At 69.2% G+C, this 13,096-nt stretch carries 5 protein-coding genes and 2 pseudogenes; 3 read left to right on the top strand and 4 right to left on the bottom strand.

Annotated elements, in window-relative coordinates; genetic code table 11:
- Positions 1–107 precede the first annotated feature (107 nt).
- Positions 108–6,968: a polymorphic toxin-type HINT domain-containing protein gene (locus tag ABZV06_RS19625; RefSeq protein WP_355623084.1), complete on the top strand. Its 6,861-nt coding sequence runs from the start codon at positions 108–110 to the stop codon at positions 6,966–6,968.
- Positions 6,969–7,038: 70 nt separating this feature from the next.
- Complete coding sequence (locus ABZV06_RS19620) at positions 7,039–7,512, top strand: hypothetical protein (protein ID WP_355623082.1); 474 nt, start codon at positions 7,039–7,041, stop codon at positions 7,510–7,512.
- A gap of 163 nt (positions 7,513–7,675) precedes the next feature.
- On the opposite strand, the pseudogene ABZV06_RS19615 reads toward ABZV06_RS19620, so the two are convergent.
- Positions 7,676–8,325: pseudogene (locus ABZV06_RS19615) on the bottom strand (nitroreductase); the annotation flags it as partial.
- Between ABZV06_RS19615 and ABZV06_RS19610 the strand changes: the two are divergent.
- Positions 8,324–8,596, top strand: a pseudogene (locus ABZV06_RS19610) (response regulator transcription factor); the annotation flags it as partial. The pseudogenes ABZV06_RS19615 and ABZV06_RS19610 sit on opposite strands and share 2 nt — an antisense overlap.
- Positions 8,597–8,836: 240 nt before the next feature.
- On the opposite strand, the gene ABZV06_RS19605 reads toward ABZV06_RS19610, so the two are convergent.
- From ABZV06_RS19605 to ABZV06_RS19595, 3 genes are read right to left on the bottom strand one after another with little or no spacing between them, the layout of a single operon-like run.
- Entirely contained in the window at positions 8,837–9,682 is an 846-nt protein-coding gene (locus ABZV06_RS19605; protein ID WP_355233804.1) for a universal stress protein, read from the bottom strand.
- 11 nt (positions 9,683–9,693) lie between these two features.
- A complete protein-coding gene (locus ABZV06_RS19600) occupies positions 9,694–12,087 on the bottom strand; it encodes a phosphoketolase family protein (protein WP_355623079.1) in 2,394 nt (797 codons plus the stop codon).
- Between the two features lie 36 nt (positions 12,088–12,123).
- A complete protein-coding gene (locus ABZV06_RS19595; RefSeq protein WP_355233800.1) occupies positions 12,124–12,984 on the bottom strand; it encodes a universal stress protein in 861 nt (286 codons plus the stop codon).
- Between the last annotated feature and the right edge of the window lie 112 nt (positions 12,985–13,096).

Here is a 13,096-nt window from a genome sequence, read left to right as displayed (position 1 = left end):
TCTGTGGAGGCATGGTGACCCCCTACCCGAAAACGGTCCGCAAATCCCCTCATAAAGCCTATAACTCCGGCAAGGCGCTGGTGGCAGGGCTCCTCAGCACCGCCTTGGTGATCACAGGACTGTCGGTTCCCGCGCAGGCCGCGCCGCTCAGCTCCAAGCCCCAGACCGGTCAGCGGGAGAAGCTCGACAAGGACGGCGGTCCGGCGGTCGGTCGTGCCCGGGCGATGAAGGCCGTACCGAACGCCAAGCCCGCCGCGCCCGTGTGGCCCGGCCCGGGCGAGGCGACGGTGACCCTGCCGACGGACGACGCGGCCGGTCAGCGCCGCTCCTCGTCCTCGCCGGTGCGGGCTGGTGGGCTGCCGGTGTCGGTCCAGCGGGCGACCGGCACGGCAGGTGCCCGAACCTCGGCGGTCTCCGTCGAGCTGCTCGACCGGGCGGCGGTGCCGGCTCGGTGGCGCGACGGACTGATGCTGCGAGTCGAGGACGCCGGTCAGTCCGCCGCGCGGTCGACGACACCGGCTCAGCCCGGCGCGGCCACCGTCTCGGTGGACTACCGCGGGTTCCGGGACGCCGTCGGCGGTGACTGGGCATCTCGGCTGCGACTGTGGCAGGTCCCCGAGTGCGGACTGCGCGACCCGCAGCGGGCCGAGTGCGCGGCCAAGCCCCTGATCTCGAAGAACGACGGCAGCTCGGTGACCGCCGAGGTGCCGGTGACCGCCGAGGTGCCGGTGGCCGCCGACGGCGCGGCGGCGCGTACCGCCGGGCAGGGCGGGACGCTCGTCGCGCTTGCCGCCGGCAGCTCGGGTCCGGAGGGCGACTTCTCCGCGACCCCGATGTCGCCGAGCGCCACCTGGTCAGCGGGTACGTCGACTGGCGGCTTCGCCTGGTCGTACCCGATGCGGATGCCGCCGGCCATCGGCGGCCCGGCACCCAGCCTCGGCCTCTCCTACACCTCGGACGCGGTCGACGGCCAGTCGGACGCGTCGAACAGTCAGCCGTCGTGGGCCGGTGAAGGCTTCAGCCTCTGGTCCGGCTACATCGAGCGCAGCTACGTGGCGTGCGCCGACGACATGAGCGGCGGTAACAACAGCTCCAACCGCACCGGGGACCAGTGCTGGCGCTCGGACAACGCGACGATGTCGCTGAACGGCCGGGGCGGCGAACTGATCTTCGAGGCCGGCAAGGGCTGGCACAGCCGCAACGAGGACGGCACCAAGATCGAGAAGTTGACCGGCACCGCCAACGGCGACGACGACGGTGAGTACTGGAAGGCGACCACGCCCGACGGCACGCAGTACTTCTTCGGCCGCAACACGCTGCCCGGTCAGAGCGGCACCACCGAATCCGCCTGGACCGTTCCGGTCGCGGGCAACCACACGAAGGAGCCGTGCAGCGGCTCCTCGTTCGCCTCGTCGTTCTGTGACCAGACCTGGCGATGGAACCTCGACTACGTCGTCGATCCGCGCGGCAACACGCTGTCCTACTGGTACGAGAAGGAATCCAACTACTACGCCAAGCTCGCCACCTCCACCAACAAGGCGTCCTACGTCCGCGGCGGTGCACTGCGGCGGATCGACTACGGCACCTGGGACCGCAGTTCCACCGACCGCTCGGTCAAGCCCCTGGCCCAGGTCGTCCTCGACGTGGCGGACCGCTGCGTGACCGACTGCTCCAACCGGGGCAACTGGAAGGACGTTCCCTGGGACCAGGAGTGCACAGCGGCCGCGGCGAACTGCAAGGAGAACTACGGTCCGACGTTCTGGACGACGAAGCGACTCTCGACGGTCACCACACGCGTCTGGGACACCACCAAGAGCACTGCCGACTGGCAGCCGGTGGACTCGTGGACCCTGGTCCACTCCTACCCGGCGGTCGGCGACGGCAGCGACCACGCGGGCATGTGGCTGACCTCGCTGGTGCACCGGGGCCTGGTCGGGGACACCGTCGTCATGCCGCCGGTGACCTTCGAACCGGTGTCGAAGCCGAACCGGGTGTTGAGCAAGAACAACACCAGCAACAACCGGATGCGGATCGGCAACATCTTCACCGAGACCGGCGGGCAGATCCAGGTCACGTACAGCCAGGCCGACTGCAAGAGCAGCAGTCTGCCGTCGTCGCCGTCGTCCAACACGCGCCTCTGCTATCCGGTGGTCGGCCCGGACCCGTACGAACCGGGTAAGGAGCTCACCGAGTACTGGCACAAGTACGTCGTCACGCAGGTGTCCGAGTCCGACATCAAGGTGATGGCCGGTGGCACCGACCACGGTCAGCCGGTGCAGAACACCTACTACAAGTACCTGGGCAGTCCCGCCTGGCACTACGCCGATGACAACGGGCTGGTGCAGCCCAAGCGCAAGACCTGGAACCAGTTCCGCGGCTTCGGCCAGGTCGAGGTCCGCAAGGGTGACGCGCCGGCCCAGACGCTGACGCTGACGACGTTCCTGCGCGGCATGCACGGTGACCGGGCGGCGCCGTCCGGCGGCACCCGCACCGTCACCGTCGACGCCTCGCTCGGCAGCGAGACGGTGTACGACGAGGACCAGTTCGCGGGGATGGTCCGCGAACAGGTGGTCTACAACGGCGTCACGACCAAGCCGGTCAGCAAGACGGTCAACGTGCCGTGGCGATCGAAGGCGCTCGCGACCCGCACCATCAACAGCGACGTGGTCTCCGCCCACTTCACGAACACCCGGGTCACCTACGAGGCGGTGGCGTTGGGGGTCAACGGCGCGTCCGGTTGGCGGACCGCACGGACGGTGAAGGACTTCGACGAGGACTACGGCAGCACGAAGTCGGTCCAGTCCGACGGCGATGTCGCCAAGACCGGTGACGAGAGCTGCTCGACCTACCTCTACAACCGCAACACCGGCGCGAACCTGATCGAGACGGTCAAGCAGATCACCGTCAAGGCCGTGCCGTGCGCCACCGCGCCGACCAGCCAGGACGACATCGTGGCGGACGAGCGCAAGTTCTACGACGGCGCGACGGACGTCGACGCCGCGCCGACCCGGGGCGAGGTCACCCGGATCGACAGGCTCAAGGACCGGTCCGCCGCGGGCGGCACCGTCTGGCAGACCATCAGCCAGGCCACCTTCGACGGGTACGGCCGTCCGAAGACCGCCACCGACGCGCGTGGCCGCACGGTCACCACGGCGTACACCCCCGCGACCGGTGGGCCCGTCACGACGGTGACCACCAAGACGCCGGATCCGAACGGCGGCACCGTCGACTGGGAGACCACCATCGAGGTACGCCCCTACTGGGGCCAGCCGATCCGCACGAAGGATTACAACGGCAAGCAGTCCGACATGGTGTACGACGCGATGGGCCGGCTCGCCAAGGGCTGGAAGGTGGGCTGGCCGCAGGCCACCTACCCGAACAGCCCGTCGGTCGAGTACACGTACTACTACGCGCCCAACCGGGACGCCTATCCGTACACCAAGAGTCGGGTCCTCAACGCCGGCGGTGGGTACCTGACGTCGTACGAGATCAAGGACGCCTTCCTGCGGCCCCGCCAGACGCAGGCCGCCGGGGTGGGCGGTGGCCGGGTGGTCGCCGACACCCTCTACGACGCGACCGGTCGGGCCGTGACCAGCTACCAGGCTCACGCCGAGCCGGGCACGCCCGACGGCGCGCTCTGGTGGGAGCCCGAGTGGTCGGTGCCGGCGCTGTCGAAGGCCATCTACGACAACGCGTCCCGCGTCACCGACCAGGTCTTCTTCGGCACCGACGGGGTCACCAACCTGGTCGAGAAGTGGCGTACCAGAACCGACTACCTGGGTGACGCCACGAAGGTGACCCCGCCGACGGGTGGCACCGTCACCACCACCAAGACCGATGTCCAGGGCCGGGCCGTCGAGCTGCGGCAGCAGACCGACCGGACCCAGGTCACGCCGGACCACGTGACGACCTACACCTACAACCGCAAGGGGCAGCTCACCCTCGTCAAGGACACCGCCGCCAACGAGTGGGTCAACACGTACGACGTCAAGGGCCGCCAGACGAGCGCGAAGGACCCGGACAAGGGCACCACCACGACCACCTTCACCCAGTACGACCAGGTGGAGACGGTCACCGACGCCAACGGCGTGCTCGTCAACGAGTACGACACGTTGGGGCGGCGCAAGGGCCTCTACGCCGGCAGCGTCAGCGCCGCGAACAAGCTGGCCGAGTGGAAGTACGACCAGCTCTACACCGGTCAGGTGGTACGCGGTCAGCTCACCCAGAGCATCCGTTACGAGTCGGCCGGCTCCTCGAACGCCTACAAGTGGCAGGTGCGCGGCTTCAGTGACCGCTACCAGCCCACCGGCACCAACTACGTCATCCCCACCAACGAGGCGGACAAGCTCGCCGGCACCTGGACCTACGGCTACGAGTACTCGCCCTACGACGGCAGTCCGACGGCGGTCACCTATCCCGAAGGCGGGGGTCTGACCACCGAGAAGGTGCAGACGACGTACGACTCGACGACCGGCCTGCCGAAGGAACTCACCACCAATCTGATCAACGTGGGCCGCTACGTGATCGGTCAGCAGTACACCCAGTACGGCGAGCCGACACTGACCACCCGCAAGACCGACGGCGGTGTGTACGTCGAGGACAACACCTACTACGACCTCACCACCCGGCGCGTCGACCGGATGACGGTCAGGCCGGAGACCGCCGCCGGCACGGTGGTGGACACCAACTACCAACACGACGCTTCCGGCAACATCCTCCAGATCAAGGACACCCCACAGGTCGGCTCGGCGGACACCCAGTGCTTCCGCTACGACGACCTGCGCAGGATGACGAACGCGTGGACGCCCAAGGCGGGTGTCGAGTGCACGACGAGCCCGAGCGTGGCCAACCTGGGCGGGCCCGCTCCGTACTGGCACGAGTGGACCGTCGACGCCGTCGGCAACCGCAGCACCGAGAAGGTGCACACGGCGGCGGGGGACACCACCCGCACGTACACGTCACCGGCCAGCGGCAAGACCGCCGTACGGCCGCACGCGGTCACCTCGGTCCTGACCGAGGCGCCCGGTCAGGCCGCCGTCACCACCCAGTACGCCTACGACAACGTCGGCAACATGACCTGCCGGCCGGTCGCCGCCACCGCGAACAACTGCGCCAACGGGACAAGCTCCCAGACGCTCAAGTGGAACACCGAGGGCAAGCTCGCCTCGGTGAGCGCTGGTGGGCAGACCGTCGAGACCAACATCTACGACGCCGACGGCACGCGTCTGATCCGTCGCGACTCCACCGGGAGCACGCTCTACCTGCCGGGCCAGGAGATCCGGCGCGACAACAACTCCGTCGTCACCGGCACCCGCTACTACAGCTTCGCCGGCAGGATGGTCGCCAACCGTACGCCGAGCGCCCTGACCTGGCTCTACTCCGACCACCAGGGCACCCAGCAGACCGGCATCAGCGCGGCGTCCCAGGCCGTCACCATCCGACGCCAGACGCCGTACGGCGATCCTCGTGGCACCCAGCCGCAGTGGACGAACAGCAAGGGCTTCGTCGGAGGCGACAAGGACCCGACGGGCCTGACCAATGTCGGGGCCCGGCAGTACGACACCGCTCTGGGACGGTTCATCTCGGTCGACCCGGTGCAGGACCTGGCCGACCCGCAGCAGTGGAACGCGTACGCCTACAGCAACAACAACCCGATCACGTTCTCCGACCCGAGCGGCCTGCGCGCGTGCTCGGACGACGCCTGCGGTCCGGGCGCCGACTACGAGGACATGTACGGCAACTACGTCGAGGTCAAGGGCGACAACGACGGTTGCGGTGGTAGCTGCGGCGACGACGACTGGGCCGAAGCCCGCGCGGCACACGAGGCCGGCGGTGGCAACGGCGGCGGTAGCAAGGGCGGCAAGGGCGGCGGCAAGAACGGCGGCCCCACCGACGAGGAGGTCAAGCGGGCCAAGGAGGTCAAGAAGCAGAACGCCATCTCGATCATCATCGAGGCCGGCGGAAAGCTCCTGCTCGACTTCTTCGGCATCAACGACATCCTGGACTGCATCCACGGCGACCTGATGGCCTGCGCTTGGACGCTGGCGGGAATGCTGCCGGTGGGCAAGGCCGTCCAGTTCCTCCGTAAGGCCAAGCCCATGGCCAACACGATCGTCAGGGCCTTCAAGGCCGTGCTGAAGTGGAGCAACGAGACAAAGTGGGCTGACGACGTCCTCGATGCAGCCGAGAGTTGCCTCGTGCGCCACAGTTTCGCGCCCGGAACGAAGGTGGTGCTGGCCGGCGGCGGTTACCAGGCCATCGAGGAGTTGCAAGAGGGCGATCTAGTCCTCGCCACCGACCCGGAGACCGGAAAGACCGAGGCACGCGAGGTCACTCGTACGCATCGCAACGAGGACGCGGACCTGACGGACCTGACTGTCAAGGCTGACGGCGCCGAGGCGACGGTCATCAAGACCACTCAGCACCACCCGTTCTGGAGCGAGGACCGCAAGGACTGGATCGACGCGGCCGACGTGCGGGTCGGCGAGGCGCTACGGGCGCTCGACGGCACGGCGATCACGGTCCAGGCCGTCCGGTCGTACGCCGGCCTGGAGGCGATGTACGACCTCACGGTCGCGGACATCCACACGTACTATGTGGTGGCCGGTTCCACGCCCGTCCTGGTTCACAACAACAACGGCGGCTGTGGAATTGGTCGAGAGCTGATCGGTGACGAGAGGTCGAACCATATTCTTGATGGTCACAGGTTCCCGGGAGCGGCGGGCAAGGATCCTTTCCCCCAGGGGTGGTCGGATGACCAGATTCTGGATGCTGTTGCTGACGTGGTGACGAGTCCAAACAGTCAAAGAACCTGGTACAAGGGATCTGCTGTGCATGCCGAAAGAACTCTGAAGACCAGGAAGGGCGAACCTGCGGTTCAGAACGTGGTTGGAACCGTGGGAGGGGTGAACATTCTGGTGCGCTACGAACCTCTCACTGGGAAGGTGCTCACGGCGTTCCCGCAATGAGGGATCGTCCAATCGGTCCGGGTGTGGCATCTCCGATGATTGGAGGATTATGGCGAAGGATGCGAGTCTGATGGAAGTGTTGCATCGCCTGGATGATCCGGAATGGCTGGAAGCGCCGGCCGACTACGATGCAGCTGATGCCGCAGCTTCTTTCAACCGTTTGGCTGTCCAGGTGGGTTCTCGCTTCTCGACGCGTTGTGAGATCGATCGAGACATCCAGGACTCCGCTCAGTACGGACGAATCGAAGTGCCGAGGGAAGCCACGGTTTGCGGGACGCGGATCGTTGTACTGGTGAGCAGGTTCAAGCCGTTGGCAATGGTGGCGGCCGATAACCCTGGTGCCTTTCTCAGTACGGATGAAGCGCGCGCCGAAAGTGAGCTCGACGCGAGTGACCTTGAGAAGGTAGAGCAAGTTCTTGCGGGATCGGGGTACGTCTCGATTCCGGAAGAACTTCTCACAACTCTCTACGACGGATCCACTATCCTGCGTTTCCATGGTTCCGGGGAGCCGAGTTGGTGGGACCGCTTCTTCGGCTCTTTCTGATGGATCTTGAGTAATTGGTTTTAGATGAGCCCCGCCAAGCTGTGCTTGGCGGGGCTCATCTCGTTTGACGACGATCGTTTGACGGCAACGTCGCTCGGATTTGCCGACGAGCCATGCAACCCGCGTGCTGGTGCAAATGGGCGCGCTGTCCGTGCGGGCCGCGTCAGAGGCGCGGAAACAGCAGGTCCGACACCTCGTCGACCGCACGGCGCGAGGTGGGTCGGCCCGGCTGGCCGTACCCGATGCGCAGCACCATCTGCGGTGTCCCGAATCGCCCCAGCGAGACCGTAGTTGCTCCCGCGCCGTCGGTACCTCGATCGGCTGGGACAGCGGCGATGCGCTCAACCCGGCGTCGCTGACGGTGAGCAACACCCGTTGCAGGGCCTGACCGGCGACCATCTGGTCGATGGCGGTGTTGCCGACCGAGCCGAGCACCCCGACCAGCGGCTCGGGTTCGAAGTCCCGTCCCGGCGCGCGGTCGCGCCCACCGAAGCCGCGCGTCGGCAGTACGTCCTGCGGCTCGTGCTGCGGCCCGCCGGCCGAGACCGGTACGCCGTCCGGCGCGGGCTGGTGACGTAGCCACCGCTTCCGCTCGGCGCGGTACGCCGGGTCGCGTTCCAGCACCCGGTGTGCGCTGTGGGCGATCTCGCCGAACGCGTTCACCGCGCCCACCCCGACCAGTAACTCCAGCCAGCATCCCTCGGCGCGGGCCGCCTCGGCGAGCCGCCAGCGGGCGTCGGACGGCACCGGGTCCGGCCAGAACGGGAGCCGGTTGCTGAACCGGCGGGGGATGGCCGTGTGCAGGCTCTGCTCGGTGCTCGACCCGGCGATCACCGCGCGGGTGCTGGAACGCATCTGCAACGGCGTCGAGCAGCCGCGCGAGCTGAAGTCGCTCACCGAGCAGGAGCGGCGGATCCTGGAGTACGTGGCCGAAGGGCTGACCAATCGGGAGATCGCGGGAAAGGTGTTCCTCACGGAGAAGACGGTGAAGAACTACGTCTCCAGCGTGCTGGCCAAACTCGGCCTGGAGCGCCGCACCCAAGCGGCGGTCCTGGCAACCCGCCTGCTCGGCAAGACCCCCTGAGCCGCACCGGTTCCCGCGATCTTGCACTTTCTGCGCCGACAAAGCCGACCTTGCACCTCATACCGTCAACCGAAACTGCAAGATCGGCGAGATCCGACCTGCCGGTCAGTCGCGCAAGCGGCACTGCCCAGCGCAGCTCGGCGCCGTGCGGTTCCTTGATTGCGGGGTCCCGGCGGGCGGCGCGCAGGGGCCAGAGGTCCGGACGCGCGGTCCGGTCGGCCCGGACGACGGCCGACCGTCTCAGCGTTCCCGGACGACGGCGACCGGGCAGCCGGCGTGCTGGATGACCTGCTGGCTGACCGAGCCGAGCAGCATCCCGGCCAACCCACCCCGGCCCCGGCTGCCGACCACCACCAACTGGGCGGACCGGCTCGCCTCGATCAGCGTCGCCGCCGAGCCGCCCCCGACGAGGTCGACCGTGAGGTCCAGTTCGGGGAACGTCCGCCGCCACGGCTCCACCGCCTCCTCGACGGCCGCCCGCTCGTCGGCTTTTCCGGCTGCCCCATTCGGGCCGGGCGTCCAGGCGTGCAGCACCCGCAGCGGTACCCGTCGCTGGGCGGCCCGTTCGGCGGCGAACCCGAGCGCCACCAGTGACGGCTCCGAACCGTCCACGCCGACCGTCACCGGGTCGGCCGGGCCGTGGGCCGTGCCGTCGCGGACGATCACGACGGGACAGTGCGCGTGCGCGGCGACCGCCACCGCCGTCGATCCGGCCAGCAGCCCGCCGAACCCGCCGTGGCCCCGGCTGCCGAGCACCAGCATTCCCGCCTCGGCCGAGCGTTCCTGCAACACCAGGGCGGGCGGCCCGTCGTACACCTGGCCGGTGACCGTCAGGTCGGGATGCGCGGCGGCTGCGTCCGCGGCGGCCTTGCGGACCAGGTCGTCGGCCTGACGGCGGGCGGTGTCGTCCGGCCAGATGCCGGGCGCCACGCCTGGGCCGACCCAACTGGCCACGGTCAGCCATTCGAAGATGTACGCCAGCCGCACCGGCTGGCCGCTGTGCTCGGCCTCGTCGAGCGCCCAGTCCAGGGCCACCGACGCGTCGGTCGAGCCGTCGTAGCCGACCAGGGTCTCCGCGTCCCGCACGTCGTCCTCCTTCAGGGGTTGGTCGGGTCGGTCTCGCGGACCCACCGCCACTCGGCGACCTGCGGGTCGTCCTCGCCGAACCGGCGGGTGTAGTCGCGGGCCGCCTGCCGGGCGTCGACCATCCGCTGGCGCAGGTGCGCGGCGCGTGCGCCGAGCCCGGGCACCCGGTCGATGACGTCGATGACCAGGTGGAACCGGTCCAGGTCGTTGAGCATCACCATGTCGAACGGTGTGGTGGTGGTGCCCTCCTCCTTGTAGCCGCGTACGTGCAGGTTGTCGTGGTTCGAGCGGCGGTAGGTCAGGCGGTGGATCAGCCACGGGTAGCCGTGGTAGGCGAAGATGACCGGTCGGTCCGCGGTGAAGATGGTGTCGAACTCGTTGTCGGGCAGGCCGTGCGGGTGTTCGGTGTCGGGTTGCAGGCGCATCAGGTCGACGACGTTGACCAGCCGCACCCTCAGCTCCGGCAGGTGTTCGCGCAGCAGGTCGGCGGCGGCCAGGGTCTCCAGGGTGGGTACGTCGCCGCAGCAGGCGAGGACGACGTCGGGCTCGCTCTCGTCGTCGTTGCTGGCCCACTCCCAGATGCCGAGGCCTCGGCGGGTGTGCTGGATCGCCTCGTCGACGGTGAGCCAGTTCGGCGCTGGCTGCTTCCCGGCGACCACGACGTTGATGTAGTGCCGGCTGCGCAGGCAGTGGTCCATGGTTGCCAGCAGGGTGTTGGCGTCCGGCGGCAGGTAGACGCGTACCACCTCGGCCTTCTTGTTGACCACGTGGTCGATGAAGCCGGGGTCCTGGTGGGAGAAGCCGTTGTGGTCCTGCCGCCAGACGTGGCTGGACAGCAGGTAGTTCAGCGACGCGATCGGCTGTCGCCAGGGAATGGCTCTGGTCACCTTGAGCCACTTGGCGTGCTGGTTGAGCATCGAGTCGACGATGTGGATGAACGCCTCGTAGCTCGTGAAGACGCCGTGCCGGCCGGTCAGCAGGTAACCCTCCAGCCAGCCCTGGCACAGGTGCTCGGACAGCACCTCCATGACCCGGCCGTCGGGGGAGAGGTGGTCGTCGCCGGGGACCGTGGCGGCCATCCAGGCGCGGTCGGTCACCTCGAAGGCGGCGCCCAACCGGTTGGACGCGACCTCGTCCGGGCCGAACAGCCGGAACGTCTGCGGGTTGGCGGCGATCACGTCGCGGATCCACGGCCCGAGCACCCCTGTCGCGCCGGCCATCGGCTGACCCGGCTCGGGGACGTCCACGCCGTAGTCGCGGAAGTCGGGCAGGGCCAGGTCGCGCAGCACCACTCCGCCGTTGGTGACCGGATTGGCGCTCATCCGCCGGTCGCCGCGCGGCGGCAGCGTCCGCAGTTCGTCGACCGGCGCGCCGGTGGCGTCGAACAGCTCCTCCGGTCGGTAGCTGCGCAGCCAGCGCTCCAGTTCGGCGAGGTGCGCGGGGTTGTCGCGTACGCCGGACAGGGGCACCTGGTGGGCGCGGTAGGTGCCCTCGACCTCGGTGCCGTCGACCTCACGCGGGCCCGTCCAGCCCTTCGGCGTCCGCAAGATGATCATCGGCCAGCGGGGACGCTCGACGACTCCGCCGGAGCGGGCCCTGCGCTGGATCGCGGCGATGTCGTCCAGCGCCCGGTCCAGGGTGGCCGCGAGGATGCGGTGCACCACGCCCGGGTCGTCGCCGGCCACCACGTACGGCTCGTAACCGGAGCCCCGCATGAGGTCGAGCAGGTCCGCCTCGGGTATCCGGGCCAGCACGGTCGGGTTGGCGATCTTGTAGCCGTTGAGGTGCAGGATGGGCAGCACCGCACCGTCGCGCGCCGGGTTGAGGAAGACGGTGGAGAGCCAACTGCCGGCCAGCGGGCCGGTCTCCGCCTCACCGTCGCCCACCACGCAGGCGACCACGAGATCCGGGTGGTCGAACGCGGCGCCGTAGGCGTGGCTCAGGGCGTACCCCAGCTCGCCGCCCTCGTGGATCGAACCCGGCACGTCCGCCGCGACGTGGCTGGGGATGCCGCCGGGGAACGAGAACTGCCGGAACAGCCGGGACATCCCGGCCTCGTCGCGTGCGACGTCGTGGTAGCGCTCCGACCAGGTGCCCTCCAGCCACGTGTTGGCCACGATCGCCGGGCCGCCGTGCCCGGGACCGGTGACCAGCATGGCGTTCAGGTCGCGGGCGACGATCACCCGGTTGAGGTGGGCGTAGATCAGGTTGAGCCCGGGACTGGTGCCCCAGTGCCCGAGCAGCCGAGGCTTGATGTCGTCGGGGGTCAGCGGCTCGCGCAGCAGGGGATTGTCCAGCAGGTAGATCTGCCCGACGGTGAGGTAGTTCGCGGCGCGCCAGTAGGCGTCCAGCCGGCGCAGCTCGTCGTCGGTGAGTGCGCGCTGCACGCCGAGAGCGGTGTCCATGATGCTGCCTCTCGCGGGTAGGGGGTGGGTGTCCGGTCAGGGTCGTCGGTCCCGGGTCGGGCGGGCGGCGGGCCCGGTGAGCGGCACCTCGGCGAGACCGCGTACGACGACCACCGGGGCGGGGGAGTGGTAGAGCAGGGACTGGGCGACCGCGCCGAGCATGGCGCGTCCCGGTTCGTCGCCGCGGGCGGCGACCAGTGCCACCTGGGCCGACCGTGAGGTGTCGATGAGGACCTGGGCGGGGTCGCCGCGCACGACCCGGCACTCGGTGGGCACCCCGGTGTTCCGGTCGACGTGGCGGGCCAGCGCCTCGCCGAGCTGCTCGGCGACCGCGTCGGTGTCCTCGTCGCTCTCCACCACCCGCAGGGCCACGAGGCGCGCTTCGCGTTTGGCGGCACACTCCACAGCCCACCGTAGGGCGAGGTGGGAGCTGGGCGAGCCGTCCACCCCGGCCAGGACCGGGCCCTGCGGCGGCGGTTCGCGGCGGACCACCAGAAGCGGGCAGTTGGCCCGCGCGGCCAACTGCACGGCGGGCGTCTCCGCCGGGACGCACTGACCACTGCCGGCCATTCCGCTGTCGCCGACCGCCAGCAGGAAGGCCGTCTCGGATCGGCGGATGAGGGTGGGCAGCATGGCGCTCTCGACGATCTCGGCGCGCACGGTCAGACCCGGTTCGACCTGGTGGGCGAGCTGGGCCGCACGGGTGATCAGACTCTCGGCCGCGTCGCGGGGCGCGGCGACGCTCTCCGCCGCGAAGGCCGCCTGCCAGTCGAAGGTGTGCACCAGGTGCAGGGGCCGACCGTGACCGGCGGCCTCCTGGGCGGCCTGCTCGACGACCGGGAGGTCACCGTCCGAGCCGAGGCCCACCAGCACCTCCGCACCGGCCGATGCCGCCATCCGATACCACCTCCCGGGCGTCGCGCCCGGCACGACCGCGCTGTTCCTTCACCGAGGGTAGTCGCGTGGTCGCGGTGCGCGGGCCGGATCGGCCCGGGCCGCCGAAGGGTCC

Origin of the sequence: Micromonospora sp. NPDC005172, assembly GCF_040608555.1 — a bacterium.
Lineage (GTDB): Bacteria > Actinomycetota > Actinomycetes > Mycobacteriales > Micromonosporaceae > Micromonospora.
The sequence above is the reverse complement of the archived record's forward strand: the minus strand, read 5'-3'. Positions and strand labels throughout refer to the sequence as shown.

What these genes read in the sequence shown, in the direction of transcription:
- ABZV06_RS19620 (WP_355623082.1), top strand. Translation starts at nt 7,039, where the DNA reads ATGGAAGTGTTGCATCGCCTGGATGATCCGGAATGGCTGGAAGCGCCG.
- ABZV06_RS19600 (WP_355623079.1), bottom strand. Translation starts at nt 12,087, where the DNA reads ATGGACACCGCTCTCGGCGTGCAGCGCGCACTCACCGACGACGAGCTG.
- ABZV06_RS19595 (WP_355233800.1), bottom strand. Translation starts at nt 12,984, where the DNA reads ATGGCGGCATCGGCCGGTGCGGAGGTGCTGGTGGGCCTCGGCTCGGAC.